Source organism: Paraburkholderia caledonica NBRC 102488, assembly GCF_000685095.1.
GTDB classification, from domain to species: Bacteria; Pseudomonadota; Gammaproteobacteria; order Burkholderiales; family Burkholderiaceae; genus Paraburkholderia; species Paraburkholderia caledonica.
In genome coordinates this window covers 270,669-297,539 of record NZ_BAYE01000007.1, presented here as the reverse complement: position 1 = coordinate 297,539, position 26,871 = coordinate 270,669, and the positions used below count along the sequence as shown (strand labels likewise).

The window sequence follows — 26,871 nt, the reverse complement described above, 5'->3', positions numbered from 1 at the left end:
GCCCCGCGTGTTTTGTTAACAACTAGTAAGCGTTTCGATGCACCAGTCCGGCAACAATCGTCGCGCCGATGATCCGCATGTCGAGTGCGAACGACCAATGCCCCAGGTAGTAGAGGTCATGTTCGACGCGACGTTCCATTTTTTCTATGCGGTCGGTCTCGCCACGAAAGCCGTTGATTTGCGCCCAACCTGTAATGCCCGGCTTGATCCGATAGCGATTGATGTAGCCCGCGACCACTTTTTGATAGAGGTCGTCGTGCTCGAGCGCATGAGGACGCGGTCCCACGACCGACATGTCGCCACGCAATACGTTAAAAAACTGCGGCAGCTCATCGAGGCTCGTGCGGCGCAAAAACGCACCTACCTTCGTCACGCGCGGATCGTCGCGCGTAGCCTGTTTGACGGTGCCTTTTTCCTCGGTGTGCAGGCGCATCGAACGGAACTTGTAGATGGTAAATACACGTCCGTCCGCACCCTTGCGCTTCTGCCTGAAAAACACCGGCCCACGCGAAGAGAGCTTCACCGCAATGGCGATAGCAAGCAGAACCGGACCGAGACAAAGGAGCGCAGCGGCCGCGAACAGACGGTCGAAGATCTCCTTCTTCAGCATTGAGTTCGCCGACAACGGCGACGCAACCAGATTGATCGCCGGCACGCCGAGAACGTCGATCACGCCGCTGCCTTCGAAGAGCGCCAGGCTGCGCACGTCGGGCATGAAACGGATGTTCACCAGATCGTCGCGGAACTCGCTGACGAGCGAACAGATCAACGGCTCTTCGGAGAGCGACAACATCAGCCACAACTCGTGAACGTCGTTCGTGCGGATGTATTCAGCGAGCGCATCCACACGGTCGAACACCGGCACCCGCGTACTCGTGACCGGCGACTTCTCCGGGCTCGTGTTGTAGACCGCCGTCGCGCGAAATCCCGTGGTGGGTGCGGATTCGATACGGCGGATGATCGCGTCGCATTGCGAGCCGCTCCCTACTATCGCCACCTGATGCAGATTCATGCCCGCACTGCGTGCTCGCGCAAGCACCGCATGCGTGATGAGCCGGTACGAGATCAGCAAGCCACCCGTGATGGCAGTCCAGTACGAGAACCACAGGCGCGACACGAAGTCGATCCGATGCAACGAATACATGAGCACGAGCGCGCTGCCCTGCACGATCAGCCATGCAAGCGACACCTGACCCGCGAGCATCAACTTCGAGCGGCCGCGCCACGATTCATACACGCCGAACGCGGGAAAGATCGCCAGCGCGAAGGCAGCGGCAAACATCACCAGCGCCCAATAGAAACCAGATTGAGCGAGGTAATCGAAGCGGATCTGCGACGCTACCGCCGCACCCGCCAGCACCAACGCGACATCGAACATTCGCGCGAGTAAATCCTGAAACTTGCGCATTTTGCTTACCTCGTACTGGCCGTTCCTGTTCGCAACCCGTCCGGCACGCTGCCTATGAGCAACGGCCGTAGTTGTCGTTGAATCGCACGATGTCGTCTTCGCCCAGATAAGTACCCGACTGGATTTCGATAATTTCGAGCGGCACCTTGCCCGGGTTTTCAAGCCGGTGGCGCGTGCCGAGCGGGATGTAAGTCGACTCGTTCTCGCTCAGCAGGAATTGCTCTTCGCCTCGCGTGACGAGCGCCGTGCCGCGCACCACGACCCAATGTTCTGCGCGGTGATGATGCAACTGGAGCGAAAGCTGTGCGCCGGGCGTCACGACGATGCGCTTCACCTGAAAGCGCTCGCCGTGGTCGATCGAATCGTAGAAACCCCACGGGCGGTGCACCTTGCGGTGCGCATCGGCTTCGGGAGCGTGCTGCGCCTTGATGCGCGATACGAGACCCTTGACGTCCTGCACATGCGAGCGGTCCACCACAAGCACCGCGTCGGCGGTTTCGACGACCACCACATTCGTCGTGCCGACGCACGCAACAAGGCGTCCTTCGGAGTGCGCGTAGCTCGACACCGCTCCTTCGAACGTCACGCGGCCACGCCCTGCGTTGCCGTTGGCGTCTTTCTCCATCGCGGCCCACACCGCGTCCCACGAACCCAGATCGGACCAGCCGGCCTCCAGCCTGACGACTACGCCCGCGTGCGATGCGCCACCTGCCTGAGCCGGCTCGGCCGCATTCGCGTCCGGTGCGTCGGTCAGGCGCTCCATTACGGCGTAGTCGATCGAATTGGCAGGCGCGCTGAGGAACGCGTCCACAAGCGGTCGGAAGTACGCGCCTTCGCTGCGTCCGCCACTGAACGCGCGCTCGCACGCAGCATGCATCTCGGGCTGTAGGCGCGCGAGGGTAGCAAGCCACACGCTCGCACGCACGATGAAGATGCCGCTATTCCACCAATACGTTCCCGCGGCAACGTACTTCGCAGCGAGTTCCTCCGCTGGCTTCTCCACGAAGCCGTCGATCGCATGCCCACCGTCGGGCAGCGCGGCACCGATACGGATATAGCCGAAGCCAGTATCCGGCCGCGTGGGCGGCACGCCCAGCGTCGCAATCGCGCCTCGTTCCGCGTAAAGCGCTGCGCGTTCCAGCGCGGCCTGCAATGCACCGAGATCAGCGATCGAATGATCGGCCGGCATCACGACGAGAATGCCGTCCCTACCGTCTGCGCACGCAAGCGATGCCGCGAGCGTGAGCGCGGGCGCCGTATCGCGACGAGCGGGCTCGACGATCAGGCGAGCCTCGACGCCGTTCTCATGCAACTGCTCGGCAATCACGAAGCGGTGCTCTTCTCCGCATACGATGATGGGCGAAGCGTCGACCTGCCAGTTTGATGGAAAACCGTTCATGCGCCGCGCGGTGGCTTGCAGCAGAGAATCCGAACCCACCACGTCGATAAGCTGCTTCGGATAGTTCTCGCGCGACACCGGCCACAGCCGCGTGCCCGATCCGCCCGCAAGGATGACGGGGACGATGCGTGTGCAACGCACGCCGGTTGCCTCGCCACCCACATTGGAAGACGCGCCGTTTTCGGTTCCCTGAGTCAACATATTCGTGATCCTTATGATTCTTCAATAACGCCAGAGCAGACGTGGCGACTGCGTGTATCAGGCAGGCCCGGCTCGCGCCGCCGAGGCTATTGGCCCACCATGCGGCGGCTTTGAATCCTGAACTCCGTAGGCGAAATTCTCATTCGCTTGCGAAATACCTTCGCGAGCCTGTCACCGTTGCCCATGCCGGTGCGTCGCGCGATTTTGTCGACCGGCAGTTCGGACTCCGTCAGCAGACTGCACGTCACCGCGAGACGCTCGTGCAGCAGAAAACTAGAAGGCGTAATGCCCATTTCCATCTTGAAGCGACGCAGAAAGTTGCGCTCGCTCATCGCCGCGAACTGCGCAGCGTCGGCAATCGAAATCGACTGCTGACAGTTTTCCTGCAGCCAGCGCGCCGCCGCGCGAACCTTGTCACCCGGCGTGAGCGCGCCGTCTTCGCTCAGCAGCGGACCGAGGTTCGAGCACGAATCGGCCAGCAAACGCTCCGCAACGGTGCGCGCGGTCGCGGCGCCCAGATCGCGCTTGATCATTGCGAGCGCACTGCGCATGGACTCGAGACGATCGCCTGCGTCGGCGGTCTGCTCGGTCTGGCGCGGCAGTACCGACGGCTCGCGCAACTCGTTGCCGCCCATTGCGTCCGGCACGTATGCCGCGTCGAGCAGTGCGCGCCCTTCCGCGATCGGCCGGATCATTCCTGTGTTGTGACGCACGCGGCGCAACCAGGCAATCAGGCGTTCGTCCTTCGCAGCGGCCAGGGCACCCTTGCCGCCGGCCACGTACAACGCGTCGAAGCCGCTGTAATGTCTCGCGTCGAGTCCATCCGTCCACACTCGCAGAGCCGACGATGAGGTCACCATGCCGCCGTCTGCCGACAGGAAACACACGTCATAAGAGCAGCCGCCGGAGCCCGTGGACGCGAGATCGTTCGCCGCCTGAAACACTTCGGCTACGACGCCGGCGCCTTGCAGCGAGCAGTCGTTGAACATCAATATCGCGATGCGACGCATCCCCTTGTTCGGTGCGTGCACCCAGCGCAGCATTGCTGACTCGAGACTCGCGCAGGTCATAGCTATCCTCACCAGAAAACGGCTTCCTTCACCGTCAACGGCCACGGCGGGCCGACTCCGAGCAGTGCATCATAGCCACCCTAAATCAAGTATTTAGCCGCCATGACCGATAGTGTTGACATGTTGGCGCATTGACAGGGGTGGTTCGCCGGTGATTTTTCGGCAATATTCTGCCGTCACCGAATTGCACCGAATTAATTGCCGATTCCGCATATCATTGAATTGGCGTTGTGCGAATGTTAGTGCAAACCAGGAGCGCATTTCGTTCGGCACCGCACACTGGATCACGACTCAAAAAAGGGCGGTTACAATCCAATCCGCCCGTCCCGGTCGCTGTTATAAAGCTGTTTTTGCCGCCTTGTGCGGGCCGCGCAGATGATTTCTCCTCCACGCGTAGGCTCGCCGCCGAACTTGCTGCGCACCTTTGCGCGTTCGATGGACACCACGCACTTCAATAGCGCAAAGAAGTGTCTAATATAGGCGCGTTACTGCTCACTTAAATTATTTAATTTGTTCTTATTGGCCGTCTTGAATATAAAGATGCCGATTAATGTTTCAGACCTGAAACATGGAAATAACACCGGATAACGCGGCAGCGCAAATGACGGACCAGAAGCGTAAGGCGCGAGACCGGAAACCGGCGGAAACCGCCACGGAATTGCGGAATTGCACTATGCATTTTCCGCAATGCGCACAAACGGACACTACACCGAGGCGGCTCTGACCTGGTGAATTAGCAGTTTGACGACGTTCGCGCGTCCACATACGCCGCGAACCGCACGGGGGAATCTATGTCGAATCGAAGCAAACACGGCGCAGCGCGAAGCGTGAGCGATCCATCCGCAGCGCGCGCTCCAATGCGGCCCGCCGCCCTCTTTTTCGCCGTCGTCACCCTACTGTGGTGCGTCCCGGCTCAATGCAATGCAGCCGCTGTGGCCGCGGCTCCCGTCGACGTCAAAACGCCGTCAGGTCAAGGTCTGCGCTGCTCGGCACCGTCATCGCAGACGCGCGCGGCATCCAACGGCGATCTCATCGAAGCCGACACGCCCAGCGACGGCACACGCCTCTTCGCCGCGTCGAAACCGTTCACGCTCGTCATCACCACGCGCGCACCGCAAAACGACACGCTCAACTGGCAGATACGCGACACGTGGAACCTTGTGCGTGCAAGTGGGAGCTTTGGCGTCGCGGCGGGCACGACGTCGGCGACGCTAAGTTGCTCATCTACAGCGGCGGGCTACTTTGCAGTGTCGGCCTCGCTCGAACGTGCGCGAGGACAGCTCGAATCGCGCGGCACGCGTGCCGCAGGTATCGCGACCTTCGGCGTACTGCCCGATACCGCGCCGGCCTTGCCCCCCGTGCAGTTTCCCTACGCGGACCTGCACCGCTTTGGCGGCCAGGGCACCGCCTATCTCGCGCCCGGCCAGCATTGCTGCGACGGTGACGGCTACCGTCCGGTCTATACCGCACTCGGCCTGACGTGGGCCAACGACAATCGCAACTGGTACATGGAGGAGCCCGATAAGCCGGCCACCTTCAATCCCGCGACGAAGCAGCTCACGCCGTACTTCCAGCGCGGCGACATCATGCGTCTGATCCAGCTCGACGGCATCCCCAAGTGGGCAAGCCCCACGGGCAAGGAGACTCATAGCTACGCACCTACTTCACTCCCGCAGATGAAGGACTACATGGCAAAGGTCGGCTCGGAATCGAACCGCGTCCGCACGACGTATTTTCCGAAGCAGCGTGACAATTACTATCAGGTGACGTGGGAGCCGGACGCGGATGGCGGATTGCCCTGGCGCGATAGCGACGCCAATTTCGTCACGATGTACAAGGCAGTGTGGGAAGGCATCCACCAGACAGACCCGCATGCCGTGGTCATGGGGCTCACGTATTCATCGGTGCAGGGCAACGTGACGTGGATGCGCCGTCTGGGTCCGCTAGGCATCGGCCGCTATATGGACGGCATGACCGTTCACGGCTATTACGACATCGGCACCACGCCATCGCATCCGCCGGAGCGTGTCGCCGACACGCGCAATGAAGGCACCGTGTCCGGAGCGCTGGCTGCTTCGATGCGTGCGTTGCGCCACGAAATGCGTCAATACCTGAAGCCAGGCGCGCCGCTCTTCGTTACCGAAACGGGCATCAGTTACGACATCGGCGAATCGTACGGCAAGAACTATCCAAGCGCGGACGTGCTGTACGCACAGGCCGCGGTTGTCGCCCGCACGCATTTGATCCTGCTCGGCGAGGGCGCCGACATGACCTACGTGTTCTATCTCGCGGACATGCCGGATGCCGCGCCGGGCTATGGCATCTTCTTCGAACTCGAACACGCGAAAGGCGCGTATGGTCCTTCCCGGATCAGCCCAAAACCCGCGGCGCTCGCGGTTGCGGCAATGACACGCATCATCGACGGAACCAATACGCTTGGGCCTCTGAAGGGCCTGCCAGCAGGCGTTCATGCATATGCGTTCAGAAGGCTTGGCGGCGGCAAGATCGTGACTGCGCTGTGGACTCACGACAACAACCGATGGAGCGCGAAAACCGGCTTCAACGCGGGACAAGGCGTCGACTACCGCTTGCGGGTCGACGCACCGGGCACGAGCGGCGAGGTCATTGCGCTCGACATGATGGGCAACGCAACGGCCGTACCGTATCGCGACGGCGTGGCGAACCTGAAACTGTCGCCCGCGCCTCTCTATGTGCTGTCCAGGAACGCCGACGTGTTCAAGGACGCGGTGACTGCGCCGGAAGGATACGTTGCCCGATAGAAATTCGTATGGATGGCGCGATCGGTACGCGACATCGCGCCGCGAAACCGACGCGATAGCTAGGTAGCGCACAAAAAATCCGCGCCGGTAAAGCTAGCATTCTTATCGACGCGCTGGAGCCGCCCAATGAACGGCGTTGCATGGATGATGCTGGTACTCGCGGCGGTAGCCAGCGCGTTTGTGTTTGCGGCGGCGGGCACACTCGTGCTTCTGTTGCTGTTCGCCTATGTAGCAGAGAAGCTGACCCGCGACGATGACAACCGCGGCGACTACTAGCGACTACTAGCGCTTGCAATAGAAAAGTCGCGCCAGACATAGCAACCTCGCTTAAGGAACTGAAATGCTCACGGAGATCGACTTTCTCGACGTTGTTCGTCTAACGCCACTCGTCGCGATCGATCTGATCGTGAGGGACGCAGACGGACGAATCCTGATCGGCCATCGCCGGAACCGGCCCGCACGCGGCACGTGGTTTGTGCCCGGCGGCCGCATTCTGAAAGATGAAACGCTCGACGCCGCGTTCGCGCGCATTGCGGATGCCGAACTGGGTATCGCGAAGCTCGCGCGTTCGTCCGCGCGCTTCGAAGGCGTATTCGAACATCACTACAGCGACAATTTCGCGGCAGAGCCCGGCGTTTCGACTCACTACATCGTGCTCGCATATGCGCTGTCGCCCGGCAACACGCAGCAGATCGGGCGGCCCGATCAGCACAGCGACTATCTGTGGCTCACGCCGGCCGAGCTGCTCGCTCACCCGGACGTCCACGAAAACACCAAGGCGTACTTCCGCTAATCGCGCCGATATTGCTGACCGGCGAAGCGCGGGCGTCATGTCGCGCGCAGTGTTATCCCGGCAACGTGGAACGTCAGACCATTGCAGTATGATCGAGCCCACTTTTAACGGCTCGAATCGACATGCGATCAGCAGTAGCCAGTTCTGTTCGGGGGTCGTGCATTGCACTCGTCGCGGTGCTCGCAGTGCTCGTGTTCGCCATCTTTCCAGCGACAGCGCGCGCGGCCGCCTGCAAGGCGGGCACACTCGTCACGGTCGTCGCGCATCTCGACGACGATCTGCTGTTTGTCGATCCCGCGATCAGCGAACGTCTGGACGCAGGATGGTGCATCACTACGGTGCATCTGATCGGCGGCGCAAACGGTGCGAACTTTTCCTATGTGCTCACGCGCGAACGGGCCTCGCGGCTCGCGTATTCGCGCATGGCGGGGGTGCCTGACGCGTGGAGCGAATCGAACATCGAGATTGCCGGCAAGCTCGTGCATCAAATGGTGCTGAAAGCAAAGCCCCAGGTTCGGCTACTCGAATTGCGACTGCCGGGCGGAGGCGTGCGTGGCGGACGCCAGCCGCTCGGCTTGCTGTGGGAGCAGCGCGCAACGCTTTTCTCGTATCCGATGAGCACGGACGGCTCGGGGCGCATGAAATACGACCGCGACACGCTGTCGGCCACATTGAAGGCAATTCTCGCTGAGGCTACGCTGATCTACACGCTTAATCCGGACACCGTACCATTTGTCGAACATCCGGATCACATCCTTGCCGCACGCATTGCGCGTCATGTTGCCCAGACTCTCGCGAGGAGCGTGCCGATCGTCTATCACGTGACGTACCCGACGGGCGGCTGGCCGGCCAATGTTCCCGCGGCCGAAGTGCAGCGCAAGCGCGACATTGTCGCGAGCTACTTTTCGATCGACGGAAGCGAGTCGTCGCATGTATTCGGCGAGTTCCAGTGGGACGGCAACTGGATCGCGCGGCGTTATGCATTCGCGGATCGCAGCGATCGTCGCGTGCCGGACTTCCAGGCGCGTCCAATACAGCTATTCAATGTCGCGACGAATCGCTGCGTAACGGCAAGCGGGCCCGGCCGTGCACCCACGCTCGCCGCATGCAATGGATCCGCCGCGCAGCAATGGCGATGGGAGCCGGTACCGGTCTATCCCGGCAACGCGCGCAATGCGGCGCTTGTCAGCGTGGCGACGTCGCAATGCATCGCCGAGCGCGACGGTTATCTGCGCTCGGAAAGCTGCGATCAGTGGGACCTTGCGCAACGCTGGACGCCATGGGACTTCGGCCTTGTCTACACGCCTATGCGTCATTGCCTCGGAGAAAACGACGGCAAGCTGACAATGCGCGGGTGCACCGCGCTCACCACGCGTTACCGTTGGGCGACGACGCAACGCATCCAGGCAAACGATCCCCGGCTTGCCACCGCAATGTACGCAGACGTGACGGGCACGGGAGCACAATCCGCAATCTATGTGCAGCGGCAGCACGATGGTCCGGGCTTCAACGTCTACGCAGCGTCGCTCGAAAAAGCCGCGCCCCCGGCGCTCTGGTATGCAGCCGCTGTGCCGTTCGACCCAGACGCCACCGCGCCGAGCTGCGCGGGCGACAAACTGTGCTTCGACAGCGCGCGTTTCCTGCTCGGCGACTTCGACGGCGATGGCAAGGCTGACCTGATGGTTGTTACTGCGCGAGAGAACGGTACCGCCTTCTGGCTACTGCGCAGTTTGGGCGATCGTTTTGATGCGCCCCGCCTCTGGTTGCAAACGGACGCGGCATTCAAACCCGAACTGGCTCAGCAATACGTGGCTGCGGATTTCACCGGCACGCGCAGAGCCAGTGTGCTCATTGCGCAAAAGCGCGCAGATAGCGGTCTCGACTTGTGGATCGCGTCATCTGCCGGCGCTGCAGATCGTGGCACCGCCCCTGTGCTCGTCGCGCAAGCTCAAGGCCTCGCACAGAACGCTGCGTTGCTGCCGTTCGGCAACGCGGGCTCGCGCTCGTCGCTCGTCGCCATGGAGACGGCGCAAGGGCGCGTGTCGCTCACGGTCATCTCGAACGACGGGGCGCGCATGAGCATCGGCGAACGCAGAATGTTGCCGGCTAACTTCGTGCCTGGCTTCGTGAAGACGACGGTCGCATCGTCGCGCGGCGACGATCGCGACACGCTAATGCTGGTCACGCCGCGTGTAAATGGCACCGACGCCGACATGCTGATCGACATCGCCACGCTCGACCTCGCCGGATCCGCAGCGACGCCGGTCCACGTGGCTTCGTTGCGCGGCATGTCGTGGTCAGATGTATTCCCTGGCTATGTGCGCGACACGCATGGCGCTGCGCTCGTGCTTTATCGCAGAACCGACGCGACGCTCGGCGACTTTTACTTTACTGGCGGCGCACCGGCTCTGTCGCGCTATCCGCTGGAAAACGGCTTTACCCTGGGCGCGCCGCACGATCTCGGCGAGCTACCAGGGCTGTTTTCGGAGACGGTGAGAATAGACCGGCTCGCGCAATAACGCGTGGCGCGCCGGTCCATAAGCTCAGAATGAGCTCAAGGTCAATTCAGGCCGATATCTGCATCGGCTGAGCGAACTTGCGCACAATCGACATGTAGCGGTCCGCAGTGTCGTGCAGCGTATAGCCCGCGAGTTGCCGGTGCGCGCGCGGCGTTTCCAATGCCTTGACGAGCGCGTGAGCATAGGCGTCGACGTCCGTCGTATCGACGAGATTCACGCCAGCCAGATTGCTCGCGAAACCGAATGAAGGAATGCGGTTTGCCACGACCGGAATTCCCGATGCGAGCGCCTCCAGAAATCCTATGCTCTGGGCTTCGAAGCGCGATGGCATCGCGAACACGCGCGAGGAGCGCAGCACCGCGGCAACGTCCGAACGCGGTCCGCATACGCTGACCTTGCTCTCCAGACCAAGTTGCCTCACGAGCGACACCACCGCGCGGTGATAATCGAGTTCCTCGACCACGCCGCACAGCAGCAAACGCGCTTCGGGTTCGACCTGAAGTACACGCTCGAATGCGCGAACCGTGTCCGTTTGACTCTTTCCTTCTATGTATCGGCCGAGCTGAACGATCTGCTTCGAAGGCACCGCACTGTCGTGTGCGGGCGAACTGTCGTGTCCAGCGAATAGCGACGCGTCGACGCCATTGGGAATGACCACCATCGAAGGATGCCGGCCGATCTCGCGCATATAGTCGTCGATATTCTGCTGCGAGACGCCGATGATGGCCCTCGCCCGGCGCGATAGCAGGCGTTCGGCGCGCTTGAGCGCACCGTTCTCGAAGTCGTTGACGCCCGAGTGCATCACCCATGCGATAGGTGTGTGCACCGGCAACAGACGCACGTACAGCGCAGCAAGCGTCGCATGCGCAATGATGAAATCCGGGCGAAACTCGCGCACCACGCGATACAGGTGCAGCAGTTTGCCGATCCTGCCATGCCGCACATCGGGAAAGCGGCACATGACACCCGCTGCCTCGAGCTCGGCTCGAATAGCGACGAAGTCGTCTTGCTGCGGCAGCAGCGAAGTCATGCAAACTTCGTGTCCGGCACGCTGATGGTGAATCGCAAGACCTTTTACGAGTACTTCTGCCCCGGACAATCGTGGTGCGTGAACCAGTTGAAGAATCCTCACGATTAATCTCTCTGATGACCGCCCATTTTGCAGCGGATAGATGAGTCGGCCCAGTGAACAACGGCACACTGGGCGCTCTCATCCGATAGTTTGTATGTGGCGCACGCCTTTGCAACGCGCGCCCTTTCCGAAACACGCGACCGGCCAATGCACCGGTTCTCGTCGCGAGAAAACGTTACACCCAAGATCCAGCAAGTTTGCGCCAAGTCCAAGACTTCTTCGGCTTCGAAATGAGCGGTATCGCCCACTTAGGAGGTGAATTTCTTCTGGAGACCGAATAGGTCGGCCGATCCATTACACCATTTCGCCAAATGTCTGACGAGCGTTAATGAGCGCTACCGCACATTGGCGAGACGTGCGATGAAAGCAGCGACATCTGGTCGTTGATGCGCGACGCAGATTCCGCAAACAACGACCCTACTTCGAGATGTCCTCCAACGCGACATCGCGTGTCTTCGGGCCGAGCGTGCCGATAGCGAGCATCACAATTGCCATCGCACCGGAAATGAACACGAACACGCCATTTACGCCGAAGCGGCTCAGGCAACCGGCAATCACGAATGCAGAGAACATTGCCGACAGCCGGCTCCACGAATAAACGAAGCCCACGGCGCGCGCCCGGATACTCGTCGGAAAGAGCTCTGCCTGATACGCGTGGTAGCTATAGGAAATGATGTTGCCCGCGAGCACGAGACACACGCCGAGGCTGACCAGCAGCACCGTCTCTCGCACCTGGCTAAACAGCAAACCGCACACCACATTCACGGCCGCCATGAAGATGATGACGGTCTTGCGCTCGAAACGGTCGGCAATCAGCAAGCCGAGCAACGGTCCGAGCGGCGCCGCCACCGCGATGATGCTTGCGTACATCAGGCTCGTCGTCACCGTAATGCCCTGCTTGATCAGCAGCGTCGGAATCCAGTTGGCGAAGCCGTAGTAGCCCATCGTCTGGAATACATGAAAGATGATGAGCATCAGCGTGCGCTTGCGATACGGCGGCACCAGCAGATCGCGGAACGCTGCGCGGGCACGAACCGGCTCGGGCAATGCGGGTTCCGGCAGCGCTCGTCCGTACTCGCGTTCGACTCGCGCTTCGAGCCGCGTCATGATCGCATCCGCTTCGTCGATCCGGCCTTTTTGCGCGAGCCACCGCGGGCTCTCCGGCAAACCGAGCCGGATCCACCACACGACGAGCGCGCCCACCACGCCGGTCAACACAACAAGACGCCAGCCGTCCAGACCAAAGTACTGATGAGGCACCAGCAGATACGAGAGAAAAGCGACGATCGGCACCGCGCAAAAACCGACTGCCTGCGAACACGCAGACGCTCGGCCGCGCACGTGCTTGGGCACGAGTTCGGAGATGTACGTGCCGATCGTCACGATCTCCACACCTATGCCGATGCCCGCAATGAAACGCCACAAGTTGAGCCCGAGCGCCGTGTCCTGAAACGCCATGATGACGTTCGCCGCCGTATACCAAAGTAGCGACCACGTGAAAATTGCGCGGCGCCCAAAGCGGTCGGCGAGAAAGCCACAAGCCGCGGTACCGATGAAGAGCCCCGCGAACAACGCGGCGATAAAGCTCGCCACGCCGCTCGTGCCGAACAGGCCATGCGTCGTCGCGGTCAGAATGCCGCTGCGCACGAGTCCCGGCGCGATATAGCCCGAGAACATCAGGTCGTACAGTTCGAAGAAGAGCCCGAGGCTCAACAACATCACCAGCTTCCAGATGGAACGCGTGGCCGGCAAGCGGTCGAGCCGCGCGGAAATGCGCGCGCCGCCCAGCGCTATTTCTTCTGCGCGGCTACCCGCCGATGCACCTGCGCCCGAAGGCAAGCCGAGGGCGCCGGCATCGCCGACCGCTGTCGCATACACCGTCTGATTCGACGACTTCATCGTCTGTCTCCTTGAATGCCGGTCTGCGCCGGATAAGCTTGATTGACCGTGTTCGCTGCTGATCACGCAGCCTCGCGTGGCGCCCGATTCGAGTCGCTGTTCAGCAGCGCGATTTGCGCCTCGTCATAACCGAGCTCGCGCAATACCGCCACCGTGTGCTCGCCGATCTTCGCGATGGGCTGACGGGGCTGCAAACGCGCACCGTCGATCGAAATAGGCAGCAGCGGCATGGCGGTTTCACTGCCGTCGTCGAGCGTGAGGCGAGCAAGGCCGCCGCTTTCCTTAAGGTGCGGGTCGTCGAACAGTTCCTCGGGCTTCGCAATCGACGCGAACGGAATATGGTCGCGCTCGAACAGCGGCACGAGCGCCGCGCCTTCGAAACGGCTCAAGGTGTCGCCCAGCGTTTGCAGCAGCCATGAGCGCGCGAGCACGCGGTCGTTGTTCGTCGCAAGGCGCGGATCGGCGAGCAGATCGCCGCGGCCGAGAATCGCGCACAATGCGCGCCATTGGCCGTCGCCGGTCGCGGCAATGAACATCTGCTCGTTGTTCGCGAGCGTGAAGACGTCGTAGACGGCCCATGCACTGATGCGCTCAGGCATCGGCGCCGGCGGCACACCGGTCGCGGCGTACTGCTGCATGTGCTGCGCGGACAGCAGCACACAGTTTTCGAAGAGCGCGCTTTGCACTTCCTTGCCGCGCCCGCTCGAATGCCGTTCGTGCAGTGCGGCGAGCACGCCGATCGCGCCGAACATGCCGCCCATGATGTCGTTGACCGAACTGCCCGCACGCAGCGGGCGGCCCACCGGACCGGTCATGTACGCGAGGCCCGCCATCATCTGCACGACTTCGTCGAGCGCGAGGCGGTGTTCGTACGGGCCATTGAGAAAGCCCTTGTGCGATACGTAGATCAGCTTCGGGTTGCGCTCGCGGAGCGACGCATAGTCGAGACCGAGCGTCGCCATGCGGCCCGGCTTGAAGTTTTCGACGAACACGTCGGCAGTATCGACAAGCTTGTGAAGTGCAGCCAGTCCCGCTTCGCTATCGAGATCGAGCGCGACGCTCTTCTTGTTGCGATTAAAGGTGCGGAAAAAACCCGCGCCGGTGCCGAGCAGGCGGCGCGTGCCGTCGCCGCGCGGCGGCTCGACCTTGATGACTTCTGCGCCGAGGTCGCCGAGAATCATCCCGCAGGTCGGACCCATCACCATATGCGACAACTCGATTACGCGAATGCCGGCAAGCGGCAACGCGCTCTGCGGCGGCGCTTCAGTGGCGGAACTGGCGATAGCGGAATGGGCGTTCATTGCAGCACCTGTGAGCAGGAAGAAGGTAAAGATTCGATCTGTCTCGAAGCGGCGAACTGCCTGGGCAAACCGGCACGCGCGAGATAGCCGTAAAGCGGCTCACCGGGCAATGCATCGGCGAGCACTGCACGCGACGCGATCAGGCGCGTGAGGTCAATGCCGGTTTCATAGCCCATGCTTTCGAGCATGAAGACGAGATCTTCGGTGTTGACGTTGCCGGTCGCGCCAGGCGCGTGCGGGCAACCGCCAAGCCCGGCGAGCGATGCGTCGAATTCGCGGATGCCATGTTGTAGTCCGACCAACGTGTTGGCGAGCGCAAGGCCTCGCGTGTCGTGCAGATGCAGCGAGCGCAGTTTGTCGCCCGCCGCGTCCCGTACGATTTCGATAATCTCGCCGACCTGGCGCGGCGTCGCTTCGCCGGTCGTATCGCCGAGTGCGATCACATCGGCACCTGCACGCACCGCGTCGCGTGCAATGGCGGCGATGTCTTCATAGGGCACCGCGCCTTGCAGCGTGCAGCCGAATACAGTCGACAAACCGGCAATCAACTCCACACGCCGCGTGCCTGCACCCGGCACGCTGTCGATCGCCTCGCGCATTGCCGCGAACACGTCGATCATTTCGGCCGGCGTCTTGCGCACGTTCGCGAGGCTGTGCGCGGTGCTCACCGAGATCGGCGCGACGATCCGATGCACGCCCGCTTCGAGCGCACGTTGCGCGCCTTTCAGGTTCGGCACGAGTGCGGTCACGATCAGATCGCCATAGCCCAGCGCGTGGGCAATGACCGCGTCGGCGTCGGCCATTTGCGGCAGCAACTTCGCCGGCACAAACGAAGCCACTTCCATGTGCCGCACGCCGGCGGCATAGGCGGCGTCGATCCAGCGGCGTTTGGATTCGGTGGGCATCGTTTGGGCGATGCTTTGCAGACCGTCGCGCATGCCGACCTCGGTCACGACGACGCGCTCCCTCATATCACTCATGTTTTGAATCCTGCGGAAAATGCGGGGAAATGAAGCACGGATCACAGCGTGCCTGCGCGAGGCCGCGTCGCAAAGTCTGCGTTGACGAAGCACTCCATCGCCGTTGACGATGGCCGGCGACACAAGCGGGACGGGCATGCGCCGTCGCAAAGGGGAAACCCTTAAGGGCTTTTCAGAGGATGCGAAGTGCCAACCTGCGCGCCCATGCGCGTCTCTTGAATCGCAGATTGCAAGCGGCCAGGCGGCCTGATTTCGCTTCGGATTGGAAGTCGGGCGCTACCTCTGCGCATGCGTCAAACCATGCGCAGCAAATGCTCCAGCAAATGCGCCGCGGCGAGCGTCAGCGCGCTGCGGTCGCGCACGCAGATCACGAAGCGCCGTTCGGCCCACGCTTCGCGCAACGGCACGGCGACGATGCCGTATTCGTCGGCGGCATGACGGGGCAGCGCCTCGCCGGGCAGAATGGCTACCGCGAGGCCGGCCTGGATAAAACGATAGGCGGCGTCGAACGTCGACACGTAGGTGCGATAGTTGAGTTCGCGTCCTTTCTCAGCCGCGATCCGCTGCATCAGCGCATTGACCGACGCATTCGACGAGAGCCCGAGGTGATCGAACGCAAGCGTCTGCTCGAAGCCGATGGCCGCCTCGCCGGCAAGTGGATGGCCACGCGGCACGATTAGCGCGAGGTGATCGGCTCGATACGGCAGCGCGTCGAGACTACCCATCGGCACCACGTCGCGGCAGATGCCGAGATCGGCCACGCCTTCTTCGAGGCCCCGAACGATTTCCGTGCTCACGCGCTCTTCGACATCCACGCGTATCTGCGGATTGGCCTTTAGAAATTCGGACAACGCCTCGGGCAAAAACTCGACCATCGACGACACGTTCGCCAGCACGCGAACATGGCCGCGCGCGCCGGCTGCATATTGGCTCAGTTCGGCCTGCATGCGTTCATGGCTGCGCATGATGAGCCGTGCATGCCGCAACAGCGCCTCGCCCGCGGCAGTGGCGCGCACACCACGCTGACTGCGCGAAAGCAACGCGACGTCGACGAGCGCCTCGAGGTCGGCGAGCCGCTTGCTGACCGCCGACGGCGCGATGAACTCGCGTTCCGCGGCGCGCGCGATCGTGCCTTCCTCGCAAACGGCAATGAACAAGCGCAACGTCACCTGATCGATCTGCCACATGCGGGATGGCTCCAAAGTAAGAGTGGGGAAAATTATGCCCGAGTAAAGCTGTGCCGGACCTGATGCCAGGGTATCCACGGTCGATTGATGCGCAGCGCTTGCGCGGTGGCTCTGCTGCTGGACCGCTGGCCGCTTGCTCGCGGCTTGCGGGCTCGTTATGCTGGGCGTTGCTCGCGGATGCCGTCGCTTTCTTTTTATGTTTTGCGATGCATGCGGCCCGCCCGGTGACTGTATCGCTACCGACCATGAAAACTTCACGGAAATCGCCATGTCCATGACCAGCCTGTTCGTTACCGCCGCCGGCGTCGGCCTTGCGATTGCCGCGCCAGTGGGGCCCATGGGTATGCTTTGCATCCGCCGCACGCTGACGGGCGGCCCGCGCGCCGGACTCGCGATCGGCCTGGGCATTGCGAGCGGCGACGCGTTCTATGGTCTGATCGCAGCGCTCGGACTCGTCGGCATTTCGCAGTTCATGCTGGCATACGACCGGCCGCTGCATCTGCTTGCCGGACTGTTTTTGCTGTATCTCGGCGTGCGCACGTTGCTGCAAAAACCTCCCGTCGACGCGGCCAACGGCGAGGCGAACGGCAATGGCAAGCTCGCGCAAGTGGGCCGCGCGGGGGCGCTGCGCGCCTACGCGAGTTCCTTGCTGCTCACGCTGACCAATCCGCAGACGGTCATCATGTTCGCCGCGTTGTTCACGACGCTGGCACCGCGCGGCGCGTTTTCGTCGACGATTGCGCTCACGACGGTCGGCGGCGTTTTCTGCGGCTCAATCGCGTGGTGGTGCTTTCTTGTGACGGTGGTATCGCTCGCGCGGCACGCTATCGGCAGCAAATTGCGGCTCGCGATCGACCGGCTCGTCGGAATCATGCTCGCGGCCTTCGGCGTCGTCGAAATTCGCCGCGCGCTTTGAGCGCTGGGGAACGCGTCAGGCCGCGCGCGGACGACTTCGGCATGTGCGTTCCGCGCCGTTCGTACGCTCGCGCGTCAGTTTTGCGACAATAGCGGCTTTCGCTGCGCCGAGCGTTGCCAGATGCCCGATTTGCCGAGCTGCGTCGGCGACGGGGACACGCGCGCCGCCCGTGCCCTAACTGTCAATCCACCGACCGCCAGCGGTCTCATCAATGGCTCTTCCCCATATCGATTTGCTGTACTCCGCCTCCGGCCTGTTCGTCGGCTTCCTGGTCGGGCTGACGGGCGTTGGCGGCGGCTCGCTGATGACGCCGATCCTGGTCCTCCTGTTCAACGTACATCCGGCGACCGCAGTCGGCACCGACCTTCTGTACGCGTCCGCCACCAAGGCGACCGGAACGCTGGTGCACGGCCTGAAAGGCTCCGTGGACTGGCAGGTGACGCTGCGGCTCGCCGCCGGTAGCGTGCCGGCCGCGACGGTCACGCTGGTGCTGCTGCACCGCTATGGGATGGACACGCCGGGCGCGAGCCGACTGATCCAGATCGTGCTCGGGGTCGCGCTTCTGGTCACGGCAGTCGCGCTCGTGTTCCGCCCGCAACTCACGGCGCTGGGCGCGCACCGTCAGCGTACGCCCAGCCAGGGACGCACGCTGGGACTCACCATGCTGACGGGCGCGGTGCTCGGTGTGCTCGTATCGCTGACTTCGGTGGGCGCGGGCGCGATCGGTGTGACTATCTTGCTGCTGCTTTACCCGATGCTGCCGACAACGCGCATCGTCGGCTCCGACATTGCGCATGCGGTACCGCTTACGCTGCTGGCAGGCGCGGGCCATTGGCTGCTCGGTTCCGTCGACTGGTCGATGCTGCTGTCGCTGCTCGTGGGCTCGCTGCCGGGCATCGCGGTGGGCAGCATGCTCTCCGCGCGCGCGCCGGATGCGCTGCTACGCAATCTGCTCGCGGCGACGCTCACGCTGGTAGGCGTGCGTCTGGTGCTGGCGTGAAGCCGCGTGACGTCGCGTGAAGCTGGCGTCACGCCGGTCTGATCTTCGCCTTGTGCCAGACTGATGACGCACGACGATGCCGGGCTCCCGCCGTCGTCGTCACCTGAAAAAGCGGCAGGTCAGATCGGCCTCGAACTGTCTGACCCATTGGCCCTGGCGGTCGTAATACGATTGAGCCCAGCCGCCACGCCGCACAGTGACGAGGCGCTCATGGGCAGCATCGGCGGGATCGGCGCAAATGCTGATGTCAAAATGCACGGGCGCAAAGCCGTGCCGCGCGCACACCAGTTCGAATGCGGCCCGGTCGGTGATAGGCAGATCGGTATAGCGCAGGAGCGTAGTTTGCATGGCGTTGACTCCAGTTCTTCATGCATACGGTACGCTTAGCGTGGCGTCGGAAATGTGTCATCCCACACATTGGACGACGGCGCCTGGCTTGCAGTGCAGCGTCTGATGAAACCGTCGTTGCCGCTATGTTGTTGCAGCTTTGCCGCTGCCGTTTCATGCACGGCGTGGCACAAAACAAAAAAGCTCCGGCATGGCTGCCGGAGCTTTCTCGTTCGCGCACATCGAAGTGGTCGAAGTGGTGCGTTACGTCGGAAAACACCCGCGCGACGCACCACCTCATAAGCCGCGCCGTGTGAGGGGCGCTAATCGCTGCGCGGCTAGGCGCCTGATCAGTGCGCCGTCACAGCGGGCTTACCGATGCGCCCGCTCGCCGCACTTACTGCTGCATCACGTTCAGCTTGTTCGACACCGACGTCACGCCGGCAACACCCTTCGCTGCCTCGCCGGCCGCGTCGATCTGACCTTGATCGGGCACCGAGCCCGTGAGCGTCACGGCGCCGCCGCGGGCGCGCACGGCGATGTTGGACACGTCGATGCCTTGCGTCTTCGAGAGCGCGGCGCGCACCTTGCGGCCCAGCTGGCTATTGGCCTTCTTGCTCGCCTTCGCGCTGGCGGCGGGAGCGGCTGTCGTGCCCGTTGCCGTTGCATCGCTTGCCTGAGCATAGACGTTGCATGCCACCACCATTGCCACCACCGAGCCCAGCGTCTTCAGAAAACCGACCGATTTCATATTGCTTCTCTCCTTAGCTTCACATTGGACCGCTTGAATAAGCGGCTTCGTTACGACTACCTGCGGCCATGCCCGAGGCGCGACGAGGCGCGCGGCGAGGCATAGCCGGCTGTGGCTGCGACACGAGATGCGAGAGGCGATGAGAGGCCGGCTGCCATGTGCCGCACGCGATGGCGAAGACGCTCATGCGATGCGGTCCGCAGACCGGCAAGCCGCGATATTCGCAGACGCGCCCGGTTCTTGTGTGTCGTGCCGGGTCGCGCCGCGCGAAATGTGTGTTCGCGGCAGCGATGCACAATTTAATCTAGCCGCGCCAGAAGCGCAAAGGGTTTAGTTATGCTCGATGCGAGCGGGTCGGGTTAAATGCGCATGTTTGCAGGCATTGATATACTGTTCACGTGCTTCCGATAAGCGCTTCGCATGCTCGAAGCACTTGTCGCCGAGGCGCTTTTTAATGGCCGCCTGCGCCCTGCTTGCCGGCGAAGCACTCGCCGCTCACTGAGCCTTCATTGCGCGCTCGCCGCTTGGCCGCTACTCCGTGGTCACTTTTTGTTACGGGTTTCTCCGCGCCCTGCCCAGTCGTCCATTCCGCCGCCGCGGCAATCTCAGGTACCATCGGCGCCACGCGCAGCGCCCCCATTCAGTTCACTCCGGACCGTAGCCGTCCTGTCATCCGATGAAGCCAGCCACCGGCCGCAAACGCCCTACCCACCTCGTTGCCCGTTTCGTCGCGATCTCGTGGCGCGATCTGGCTGTGTCGTTCGGGCCGATCGTGCTGATCGCTGTCGTCGCGATCTGGCTCGCGGTGCGCCTGATCCAGCCCGCGCCGCCCAGCACGCTCACCATTAGCGCCGGGCCGCAAGGCAGCAGCTTCTGGACGGCGGCCCAAAAGTACAAGGAGATTCTGGCGCGCAACCGCATCACGTTGAATGTTCTGCCGTCGGAAGGCTCGCTGCAAAACCTCAAACGGCTGTCAGACCCGAACTCGAACGTCGACGTGGGCTTCGTGCAGGACGGCGTCGCGCCCGGCGCAGCGAGCAACGGCCTGATGTCGCTCGGCAGCGTGTCGTATGTGCCGCTGGCGATCTTCTATCACGGGCCGACGGTCGCGCGTCTCTCCGAATTCAAGGGCCAGCGGCTCGCAGTCGGCGCCGAAGGCAGCGGCACCCGCGAACTGGCGCTCGCGCTCCTGAAGGCCAACGGCATCGAGCCGGGCGGCGCGACCAAACTGCTGCCGCTATCCGGCGACGACGCGGCGCAGGCCCTCATCTCCGGGAAGGTCGACGCGGCTTTCCTCGCCGGCGATTCCGCGCAACCCGCGGTCATGGGCAAGCTTTACCGCACGCCAAACGTGCAGTTCTACGATTTCACGCAGGCCGACGCATACACGCGCCGCTTTCCGTATCTGACGCAACTCGAATTGCCGATGGGCGCGTTCGATCTCGGCAAGAACCTGCCGTCCGCGCCGATCCACATGGTCGCGCCGACCGCCGAACTAGTGGCGCGCGACTCGCTGCACCCGGCGCTGTCGGACCTGCTGATCGAAGCCGCGCGCGAAGTGCACGGCAGGGCCAACATCATGCAGCGCGCGGGTGAATTCCCTGCCCCGCTGGCCCATGACTTCACGATCAGCGACGACGCCGCGCGCTACTACAAGTCGGGCAAGAGCTTCCTGTACCGCCTGTTGCCGTTCTGGCTCGCGAGCCTTGCCGACCGGCTGCTCGTGGTGGTCGTGCCGCTCGTCGTGCTGCTGATCCCGGCGCTGCGGCTCGTGCCGTCGCTGTATGCATGGCGCGTGAAGTCACGCATCTATCGCTGGTATGGCGCACTGATCGCTATCGAGCGCAGCGCGCTTAGCGACCATTCGCCGGCCGAGCGCGCGTCGCTTCTGCAACGGCTCGATGCGATCGAAGACTCGGTGAATGGTCTGAAGATGCCGCTCGCCTATGCCGATCAGTTCTATGTGCTGCGCGAGCACATCGGTTTTGTGCGGGCAAGGCTCATGCAAAGCCGCGAAGCGCAGCCCGAGATGTCCGAAGAAGAGCAGGACGAAGGTGCCAACCAGGACTTCGCCACGGTGACCGAAGCAGGCGACGCGGCCACCGCGCCCGGCGCGCCGGACGAAGCCGCGGTGATCGGCGAGACACGCGCCGACGAGCGCCGCAAACCAGATTGACGGTGCAAGCCGCCGCCGCACCGCGTAAGATCATTACAATTCCGACGATCTGGCAGACGCAACCGCCGATCTGTCGGACAGGCAATCCGGGAGACACATATGACCGTTGGCATCGACGCCGCGCAGCCGCTGTGGTTTTACGATTTCGTCTCGCCGTTCACGTATCTGCTGCTTGAACAACACGACAAATGGCCGGGCTTCGACTTCGCATTCACGCCGGTGGTGCTGAACGACCTGTATCGTCACTGGGGGCAACGGCCGGCTTACAGCGTGCCGGCCAAACGCACCTTCCTGTACCGCCACGCGCTCTTTCGCGCGGAGCAGCTCGGCATACCGTACAAGATGCCGCCGGCTCATCCTTTCGACTCCATGAAGCCGCTGCTCCTCGCCACCGCCGCTCAGGCGGACGTGGTCTGTGTGCGCGAAATCTTCCGCTTCATCTGGCGTGAAGGCCGCGATCCGTCGAGCGACGCGGCATTCGCCGAATTGTGCGAACGGGTGGGCATGCCGGACGGCCCCGAACTCATCAAGAGCGAAGAAGTAAAGGCGCAGTTGCAGCGCAATACTGCCGACGCGATCGGTCTCGGCGTGTACGGCGTGCCGACCTTCCGGCTGAACGACCAGTTGTTCTGGGGCGAAGATGCGTTGCCGATGGTGTTGTACTGCGCGCGCACGCCCAACTGGCTGGAATCGAGCGAAGTGAAGCGGATCAGTGCGCTGCCGTCGGGTTTGGCCAACATCTGAGCGCTCGGTGCAGTGGCATGCGTGGAGCGTGCGCGTGGAAACCGAACGCTGCTGATCCCGGGCATACCGCGCCGGCTATGGCGGCCGCAGTGCAATCGGGCCTAAGGTTATAACCTTTGCGTCACGCATAGACCGCGTGCTGATCGCCTCTCGCGCGGTGCGGATCCTTGTGACGCCCGCTCGACTTCGCCTCCCTCTTTTCCATGGACGACACCGCCGCCTCCCTCGATATCTGGCTCGTGCGCGTGCTGCGCACGCTGCTGGTCGAGCGCAGCGTCACGCAAACCGCGCTGCGCCTGAACCAGACGCAACCCGCAATCAGCACCGCGCTGCGCAAGCTTCGAGAGACGCTGAACGACCCCATCCTCGTACGCGGCAAGTCGGGCATGGTGCCGACCGAATATGGCGAGTCGCTGCTCGCATCCGCGCAACGGGTGCTGCGTGAGGTCGATTTCGTGGCCACGCCGCACGGCGACTTCGATCCCGGCCGTTCGCGCCGGACCTTTCGGGTAGCCGCGCCGGATTATCTGAACGACTTCTTCATGCCGACCGTTATCGCGCAGTTCCGCGAGGCGGCGCCGCATGCTCGGCTCGAAATCGATTCGCTGAGCCCGATGCTCGACCACACTGCCTCGCTCGATGCGGGCGAGCTCGACCTGGTAATCGGCAACTGGCCGAAGCCCGATCCGCGTTTCGAGCGCAGCGACCTGTTTTCGGACACGGTTGTGTGCCTGATGCGGGCGGATCATCCGTTGGCGCGCGCGCCGCTCACGCGCGACGCGTATCTCGCGGCGCCGCATCTTGCGCCGACTCCTTACAGCGGCGCGCGCGGTGGCGCCATCGACATCGGGTTTGCGCGCGCACGCGCCGAGCGGCGCATCGTCGCCACGCTGCCGTACTTCGGCCTCGTGCCGCAGACGCTGCTGCAATCCGATCTGATCTTCACGACGACGCGGCGCTTCGCAACGCACTACGCGAGCATTCTGCCGCTCGCGGTTGTCGAGGCGCCCATCCCGTTTCCGCGTATCAAGTGCTATCAGATGTGGCATCCGCAGCCGGATCGCCCGAGCGATCTCGGCTGGCTGCGTGCATTGATGTCACAGGTGTCGGACGGGCTGGTCGCGCAGAAGGTTCGGCGCGCGAAGCAGCCGCGGCAAGGGTCCACCTGAGGGCGAGGCAAACGCGCAAATGGAGCGATGAGGCGTCCATGTTGAGGAGACGTTAAGGAGTGTTCGGGGCTGATGTTGTTGATGCGATTGACATAGTCGACCCCTTCGCGTCGGCTAACGAGGCTAAACGCGGCCAATCCATTTCAGACGTTCGTCGCCACAGGTTGAAGCGCCGCGTGCGTTCCGTTTGCCATTGCGAGCGGAACCGCGGCTCGCCGCCCGCGGACCTGCAGCAACTCCGCGCATACCGCCACCGCGATCATGGCCGGCGCCTTGTCGACGATGCCTGGCACGCCGATCGGACATGTCATCTGCTGCAACCGTTCGAGCTCCACGCCACGCGCGAGCAGGCGCCGTTCGAACTTCACGCGTTTTGTCTTCGAACCGATCATGCCGAAGTAGCTGAAATCGCGTCGCCGCATGATGCGTTCCGCTAGCGAAAAATCGAGTGCATGGTTATGCGTCATCACCAGAAACCAGGCGCGGGGCGGTGCCGTATCGACGATCGCGTCGGGCGTGTCGGTGGCTTCGATCTGCACATTCGCAGGCGTTTCGTCGGGGAACAGTTCATCGCGCTCGTCGACCCACTGAACCACGCACGGCAGGTTGCCGAGCAATCGAATAAGCGCATGACCAACATGGCCCGCGCCGAACAGCACGATGTGCATGGGCGCGGGACGCGGTTCGTCGACCGCGCTGCGCCGGCCGATCCGAATCGAAGAACAGTGGCTGATCGCGTTCATCTTCAATCACCTCGCGGTCGACGCGGCGGCCCGCACCGCGCCGATCGCCCTGAGGATTTCCTCGCTCGTGGCAGGTGCATTGAGCGGCGGATTCACCCGATGACCGCCCACTGCCGACACCGCGTCGCGAATCGCAAAGAACACCGAGAACGGCAACAGCAGCGGCGGCTCGCCAGTCGCTTTCGAGCGATGGATGCTGTCCTCCGCATTGCGGTTCTTGAACAGACGCACGTTGAAAACCGGCGGCGTATCGTTGACAGTCGGAATCTTGTAGGTGGACGGTGCGTGCGTCATGAGCTTGCCGCCGGCGTTCCACCACAGCTCCTCGGTGGTGAGCCAGCCCATGCCCTGAATGAACGCGCCTTCCACCTGGCCGATGTCGAGCGCCGGATTCAGCGACGCGCCTACGTCATGCAGCGCATCCGCGCGCAGCACGCGCATTTCGCCGGTCAGCGTGTCGATCACCACTTCGGACACGGCCGCGCCATACGAGTAGTAGTAGAACGGCCGGCCTTGCAGCTTCGCCTGATCCCAGTAGAGCTTCGGTGTCGCGTAAAAACCATCGGACCATAGCTGGATTCGCGCAAGATATGCCTTTGCGACGACTTCTTCGAACGGCACCACTGCCTCGCCGACAATCACGCGGTCATGCGTGAAGCGCACGTCGGAAGCATTGACCTCGCCGGCGCCGAAACGCTCGGCGGCAAACGCGGCGAGCCGTTCGCGCAGCTGGCGCGCCGCGTCCTGTGCAGCCTTGCCGTTCAGATCCGAACCCGTCGAAGCCGCCGTCGCCGAAGTATTTGCGACCTTGCTGGTATCCGTTGCCGTCACGCGAATCCGGTTGAAGCCAACGCCCAGTTCATGTGCGACGACCTGTGCGACTTTCGTGTTCAAGCCCTGGCCCATTTCGGTGCCGCCGTGATTCACGAGCACCGAACCGTCGGTGTAGATATGCACCAGCGCGCCGGCCTGATTAAAGTGCGTGACGTTGAACGCAATACCGAACTTGACCGGCGTCAGTGCGAGGCCTTTCTTCAGCACCTCGTTGTTAGCGTTGAATTCGTTGATGGCCGCGCGGCGCGCGCGATATTCGCTAGTCGCTTCCAGTTCGTCTATCAGTTCGTGAATCACGTTGTCTTCGACGATCTGGCCATACGGCGTCTGATTACGCTCGGTCTTGCCATACAGATTGCGGCGGCGCACGTCGAGCGAATCCTCGCCGATCGAGCGCGCCACGTTGTCCATGATGTATTCGATCGCAAACGCACCTTGCGGACCGCCGAAGCCGCGAAACGCGGTATTCGATTGCGTGTTGGTCTTGCCGCAGAAGCCCTCGATGGTGACATCGGACAGCCAGTACGCGTTGTCGAAGTGGCACAGCGCGCGCGTCATCACCGGACCGGACAGGTCGGCCGAAAAACCGCAGCGCGAGGTCATGTCGACGGCCACACCTTCGATCACGCCCTTGTCGTCGTAGCCGACTTCATACGTGTAGTGAAAGTCGTGCCGCTTGCCCGTCACCATCATGTCGTCGTCGCGATCCGGGCGCAGCTTGACGGGGCACAGCAACTTCCAGGCAGCGAGCGCCGCGCAGCACGCGAAAAGACCCGACTGCGATTCCTTGCCGCCGAAGCCGCCACCCATTCGGCGACATTCGATCAGCACGTTATGGGACGCAATGCCCAACGCGTGAGCGACAAGATGCTGCATTTCGGTCGGATGCTGCGTCGAGCAATAGACGTGCATGCCGTCGTCGTCCTTCGGCACCGCATACGAAATCTGCCCTTCGAGATAGAACTGCTCCTGGCCGCCGAGCAGCATTTCGCCAGCCTCACGATGCGACGCGCGCGCGATCTTCGTGCCGGCCTCGCCGCGCGCGAGTTTCATCGGCGGCAGCACGTGCTGATTGGCGGCACGCGCCTGCTGCGCGGTCAGGATGGCAGGCAACTCCTCATAGACGATCTCCGCGCGGCGCGCGGCGAGCCGCGCGGTTTCGTGCGACGTCGCCACTACGATGAAGACCGGCTGTCCGACGTACTGAACGAGGCCGTCGGCGAGAATCGGGTCGTCGCCGTGGACGATCGGCGCGACGTCGTTGGCGCCGGGAATATCGTCCGCGGTAAAGACAGCGACCACGCCGGGCGTCGCGCGCACCTTGTCGAGCGATACCGACACGATTTTCGCGTGTGCTTTGCTCGACAGGCCGAGCGCGGCGTGCAGCGTGCCTGCGACCGTCGGGATGTCGTCGGTATAAGTCGCGCGGCCGCTCACGTGCAGATGCGCCGATTCATGCGGGCGCGAAACATGAACCTGCGTGAAGTCGTCGAGCGCCTGAGCGTCCTTCAGAAAGGGTTCGGCATGCTGATTCATTGTTTG

Annotated in this window: 21 protein-coding genes; 9 read left to right on the top strand and 12 right to left on the bottom strand. The window is 62.9% G+C overall.

Annotated elements, in window-relative coordinates; genetic code table 11:
• Positions 1–22: 22 nt before the first annotated feature.
• From BCA01S_RS17290 to BCA01S_RS17280, 3 genes are all read right to left on the bottom strand, one after another.
• Positions 23–1,408 carry an undecaprenyl-phosphate glucose phosphotransferase gene (locus tag BCA01S_RS17290; RefSeq protein ID WP_027777972.1) on the bottom strand — a complete coding sequence of 462 codons (1,386 nt, stop codon included), beginning with the start codon at positions 1,406–1,408 and terminating at the stop codon, positions 23–25.
• A 52-nt stretch (positions 1,409–1,460) separates the two neighbouring features.
• On the bottom strand, positions 1,461–3,008 hold the full coding sequence (locus BCA01S_RS17285) for a mannose-1-phosphate guanylyltransferase/mannose-6-phosphate isomerase (protein WP_027777971.1): 1,548 nt from the start codon (positions 3,006–3,008) through the stop codon (positions 1,461–1,463).
• An 86-nt stretch (positions 3,009–3,094) separates the two neighbouring features.
• Complete coding sequence (locus BCA01S_RS17280) at positions 3,095–4,078, bottom strand: helix-turn-helix domain-containing protein (RefSeq protein WP_027777970.1); 984 nt, start codon at positions 4,076–4,078, stop codon at positions 3,095–3,097.
• 791 nt (positions 4,079–4,869) lie between these two features.
• Between BCA01S_RS17280 and BCA01S_RS17275 the strand changes: the two genes are divergently transcribed.
• The 4 genes from BCA01S_RS17275 to BCA01S_RS17260 all read left to right on the top strand — a co-directional run bounded on the left by BCA01S_RS17275 (position 4,870) and on the right by BCA01S_RS17260 (position 10,170).
• Positions 4,870–6,858, top strand: coding sequence for a hypothetical protein (locus BCA01S_RS17275; protein WP_027777969.1), 1,989 nt, complete (start codon positions 4,870–4,872; stop codon positions 6,856–6,858).
• 126 nt (positions 6,859–6,984) lie between these two features.
• Positions 6,985–7,134 (top strand): hypothetical protein, encoded by a 150-nt coding sequence (locus BCA01S_RS38545; RefSeq protein ID WP_167455722.1) that lies wholly within the window; start codon positions 6,985–6,987, stop codon positions 7,132–7,134.
• A gap of 64 nt (positions 7,135–7,198) precedes the next feature.
• Positions 7,199–7,651, top strand: a complete 453-nt coding sequence (locus tag BCA01S_RS17265) for a GDP-mannose mannosyl hydrolase (protein ID WP_027777968.1) — start codon at positions 7,199–7,201, stop codon at positions 7,649–7,651.
• A gap of 122 nt (positions 7,652–7,773) precedes the next feature.
• Positions 7,774–10,170 carry an RICIN domain-containing protein gene (locus BCA01S_RS17260; RefSeq protein WP_027777967.1) on the top strand — a complete coding sequence of 799 codons (2,397 nt, stop codon included), beginning with the start codon at positions 7,774–7,776 and terminating at the stop codon, positions 10,168–10,170.
• Between the two features lie 46 nt (positions 10,171–10,216).
• On the opposite strand, the gene BCA01S_RS17255 is transcribed toward BCA01S_RS17260, so the two are convergent.
• From BCA01S_RS17255 to BCA01S_RS17235, 5 genes are all read right to left on the bottom strand, one after another.
• Positions 10,217–11,302, bottom strand: a complete 1,086-nt coding sequence (locus BCA01S_RS17255; protein ID WP_027777966.1) for a glycosyltransferase family 4 protein — start codon at positions 11,300–11,302, stop codon at positions 10,217–10,219.
• 417 nt (positions 11,303–11,719) lie between these two features.
• Entirely contained in the window at positions 11,720–13,201 is a 1,482-nt protein-coding gene (locus tag BCA01S_RS17250; protein WP_027777965.1) for an MFS transporter, read from the bottom strand.
• Positions 13,202–13,263: 62 nt separating this feature from the next.
• Complete coding sequence (locus tag BCA01S_RS17245) at positions 13,264–14,502, bottom strand: CaiB/BaiF CoA transferase family protein (protein ID WP_027777964.1); 1,239 nt, start codon at positions 14,500–14,502, stop codon at positions 13,264–13,266.
• Positions 14,499–15,482 carry a hydroxymethylglutaryl-CoA lyase gene (locus BCA01S_RS17240; protein WP_027777963.1) on the bottom strand — a complete coding sequence of 328 codons (984 nt, stop codon included), beginning with the start codon at positions 15,480–15,482 and terminating at the stop codon, positions 14,499–14,501. Before BCA01S_RS17240 ends, BCA01S_RS17245 begins: the two co-directional genes overlap by 4 nt.
• A gap of 293 nt (positions 15,483–15,775) precedes the next feature.
• Complete coding sequence (locus tag BCA01S_RS17235) at positions 15,776–16,669, bottom strand: LysR family transcriptional regulator (RefSeq protein WP_027777962.1); 894 nt, start codon at positions 16,667–16,669, stop codon at positions 15,776–15,778.
• A 268-nt stretch (positions 16,670–16,937) separates the two neighbouring features.
• Here BCA01S_RS17235 and BCA01S_RS17230 point away from each other — a divergent pair, with 268 nt between their 5' ends.
• Positions 16,938–17,585 (top strand): LysE family translocator, encoded by a 648-nt coding sequence (locus BCA01S_RS17230; RefSeq protein ID WP_027777961.1) that lies wholly within the window; start codon positions 16,938–16,940, stop codon positions 17,583–17,585.
• Between the two features lie 211 nt (positions 17,586–17,796).
• Complete coding sequence (locus tag BCA01S_RS17225) at positions 17,797–18,585, top strand: sulfite exporter TauE/SafE family protein (RefSeq protein WP_027777960.1); 789 nt, start codon at positions 17,797–17,799, stop codon at positions 18,583–18,585.
• 99 nt (positions 18,586–18,684) lie between these two features.
• Here the strand turns inward: BCA01S_RS17225 and BCA01S_RS17220 are convergent, their stop codons facing one another.
• Together BCA01S_RS17220 and BCA01S_RS17215 are read right to left on the bottom strand one after the other, a co-directional pair.
• Positions 18,685–18,933: a hypothetical protein gene (locus tag BCA01S_RS17220; RefSeq protein WP_027777959.1), complete on the bottom strand. Its 249-nt coding sequence runs from the start codon at positions 18,931–18,933 to the stop codon at positions 18,685–18,687.
• A 376-nt stretch (positions 18,934–19,309) separates the two neighbouring features.
• The gene (locus tag BCA01S_RS17215) at positions 19,310–19,663 is read right to left on the bottom strand and encodes a BON domain-containing protein (protein ID WP_027777958.1); all 354 of its coding nucleotides are present in this window, start codon (positions 19,661–19,663) and stop codon (positions 19,310–19,312) included.
• Positions 19,664–20,339: 676 nt separating this feature from the next.
• Here BCA01S_RS17215 and BCA01S_RS17200 point away from each other — a divergent pair.
• The 3 genes from BCA01S_RS17200 to BCA01S_RS17190 all read left to right on the top strand — a co-directional run bounded on the left by BCA01S_RS17200 (position 20,340) and on the right by BCA01S_RS17190 (position 23,752).
• Positions 20,340–21,839, top strand: a complete 1,500-nt coding sequence (locus BCA01S_RS17200; RefSeq protein WP_027777956.1) for a TAXI family TRAP transporter solute-binding subunit — start codon at positions 20,340–20,342, stop codon at positions 21,837–21,839.
• Positions 21,840–21,938: 99 nt separating this feature from the next.
• The gene (locus tag BCA01S_RS17195) at positions 21,939–22,583 is read left to right on the top strand and encodes a 2-hydroxychromene-2-carboxylate isomerase (RefSeq protein WP_027777955.1); all 645 of its coding nucleotides are present in this window, start codon (positions 21,939–21,941) and stop codon (positions 22,581–22,583) included.
• A gap of 203 nt (positions 22,584–22,786) precedes the next feature.
• Positions 22,787–23,752 (top strand): LysR substrate-binding domain-containing protein, encoded by a 966-nt coding sequence (locus BCA01S_RS17190; RefSeq protein WP_027777954.1) that lies wholly within the window; start codon positions 22,787–22,789, stop codon positions 23,750–23,752.
• 143 nt (positions 23,753–23,895) lie between these two features.
• Here the strand turns inward: BCA01S_RS17190 and xdhC are convergent, their stop codons facing one another.
• Positions 23,896–24,495, bottom strand: coding sequence for a xanthine dehydrogenase accessory protein XdhC (gene xdhC / locus BCA01S_RS17185; RefSeq protein ID WP_042318832.1), 600 nt, complete (start codon positions 24,493–24,495; stop codon positions 23,896–23,898).
• A 6-nt stretch (positions 24,496–24,501) separates the two neighbouring features.
• The gene (gene xdhB / locus BCA01S_RS17180) at positions 24,502–26,865 is read right to left on the bottom strand and encodes a xanthine dehydrogenase molybdopterin binding subunit (RefSeq protein ID WP_027777952.1); all 2,364 of its coding nucleotides are present in this window, start codon (positions 26,863–26,865) and stop codon (positions 24,502–24,504) included.
• Positions 26,866–26,871 lie beyond the last annotated feature (6 nt).

Bases quoted from the DNA above. Each gene is read 5' to 3' on its own strand.
- BCA01S_RS17250 (WP_027777965.1), bottom strand. From the start codon at position 13,201: ATGAAGTCGTCGAATCAGACGGTGTATGCGACAGCGGTCGGCGATGCC.
- BCA01S_RS17200 (WP_027777956.1), top strand. From the start codon at position 20,340: ATGAAGCCAGCCACCGGCCGCAAACGCCCTACCCACCTCGTTGCCCGT.
- BCA01S_RS17260 (WP_027777967.1), top strand. From the start codon at position 7,774: ATGCGATCAGCAGTAGCCAGTTCTGTTCGGGGGTCGTGCATTGCACTC.
- xdhB (WP_027777952.1), bottom strand. From the start codon at position 26,865: ATGAATCAGCATGCCGAACCCTTTCTGAAGGACGCTCAGGCGCTCGAC.
- BCA01S_RS17245 (WP_027777964.1), bottom strand. From the start codon at position 14,502: ATGAACGCCCATTCCGCTATCGCCAGTTCCGCCACTGAAGCGCCGCCG.
- BCA01S_RS17265 (WP_027777968.1), top strand. From the start codon at position 7,199: ATGCTCACGGAGATCGACTTTCTCGACGTTGTTCGTCTAACGCCACTC.
- BCA01S_RS17280 (WP_027777970.1), bottom strand. From the start codon at position 4,078: ATGACCTGCGCGAGTCTCGAGTCAGCAATGCTGCGCTGGGTGCACGCA.
- BCA01S_RS17285 (WP_027777971.1), bottom strand. From the start codon at position 3,008: ATGTTGACTCAGGGAACCGAAAACGGCGCGTCTTCCAATGTGGGTGGC.
- BCA01S_RS17240 (WP_027777963.1), bottom strand. From the start codon at position 15,482: ATGAGTGATATGAGGGAGCGCGTCGTCGTGACCGAGGTCGGCATGCGC.
- BCA01S_RS17220 (WP_027777959.1), bottom strand. From the start codon at position 18,933: ATGCAAACTACGCTCCTGCGCTATACCGATCTGCCTATCACCGACCGG.
- BCA01S_RS17230 (WP_027777961.1), top strand. From the start codon at position 16,938: ATGTCCATGACCAGCCTGTTCGTTACCGCCGCCGGCGTCGGCCTTGCG.
- BCA01S_RS17290 (WP_027777972.1), bottom strand. From the start codon at position 1,408: ATGCGCAAGTTTCAGGATTTACTCGCGCGAATGTTCGATGTCGCGTTG.
- BCA01S_RS17195 (WP_027777955.1), top strand. From the start codon at position 21,939: ATGACCGTTGGCATCGACGCCGCGCAGCCGCTGTGGTTTTACGATTTC.
- BCA01S_RS17225 (WP_027777960.1), top strand. From the start codon at position 17,797: ATGGCTCTTCCCCATATCGATTTGCTGTACTCCGCCTCCGGCCTGTTC.
- BCA01S_RS17275 (WP_027777969.1), top strand. From the start codon at position 4,870: ATGTCGAATCGAAGCAAACACGGCGCAGCGCGAAGCGTGAGCGATCCA.
- BCA01S_RS17190 (WP_027777954.1), top strand. From the start codon at position 22,787: ATGGACGACACCGCCGCCTCCCTCGATATCTGGCTCGTGCGCGTGCTG.
- BCA01S_RS17235 (WP_027777962.1), bottom strand. From the start codon at position 16,669: ATGTGGCAGATCGATCAGGTGACGTTGCGCTTGTTCATTGCCGTTTGC.
- BCA01S_RS38545 (WP_167455722.1), top strand. From the start codon at position 6,985: ATGAACGGCGTTGCATGGATGATGCTGGTACTCGCGGCGGTAGCCAGC.
- xdhC (WP_042318832.1), bottom strand. From the start codon at position 24,495: ATGAACGCGATCAGCCACTGTTCTTCGATTCGGATCGGCCGGCGCAGC.
- BCA01S_RS17215 (WP_027777958.1), bottom strand. From the start codon at position 19,663: ATGAAATCGGTCGGTTTTCTGAAGACGCTGGGCTCGGTGGTGGCAATG.